The sequence below is a fragment of the Vibrio sp. 378 genome, from assembly GCF_033339435.1.
The window spans coordinates 1-619 of sequence record NZ_JAWOUO010000751.1; the positions used below are offsets into that span (position 1 = coordinate 1).

The following is a 619-nucleotide window of genomic DNA, read 5'->3' on the forward strand; positions in this document are numbered from 1 at the left end:
AACATTGCGGCAAATAGGCGATTAAAGCGTGTTTCCATTTGTGACCTCATGTCTTTGTTTGGAATTTTTGTCCCTGTTCGATACTCCTTTAAACAGGAATGAATAAAACTAGCGGCAAAGAATGAGGACGCAAACTGTTTACAAATTGTTTACGTTGTTTTTTCGACGGACTGCGTAAATTGATGTTAACTCACTGAAGTAAAGGAAGGTTTTGGCTGATCTTGATCATTGTTAGATGTAAAAAAGCAGAAAGTTGGTAAGGACTTTCTGCTTTCTATCTCATCTGTTAGCTAGAGAGAGGTGATAGCTACTACAGTTACTATTTGGTGGAGGCCGGCTGAATGGTTGCCATCGGTTTGCGCGGTGCTGGCTTTTTCTTTGGTAGTACGCTATCGACAAACTTCTCCAAATACCACTTATTCAATTCGTTATCGCACCATTTTTTATTGAGTCCACGGCGGTTGAATTCTGCACCAATCGCGACTTTGGTTTGGTTCGTTGAGCGATTGTAATACAGCGTCTCACACAGTTGAGTATTGCTCATTTGTTGAGCGTACATGTTCACACTGCTGCTACGCATGCCCATTTGCGACGCTTGTTGATTACTACAAGCGGATAA

General features: G+C 41.7%; 1 protein-coding gene. It reads right to left on the minus strand.

From position 1 onward, the window contains the following. Window positions 1–319: 319 nt before the first annotated feature. Window positions 320–619, minus strand: a 300-nt coding sequence (locus R7Q48_RS28655; protein ID WP_318133727.1) for a hypothetical protein, incomplete at its 5' end; no start/stop codon positions are given.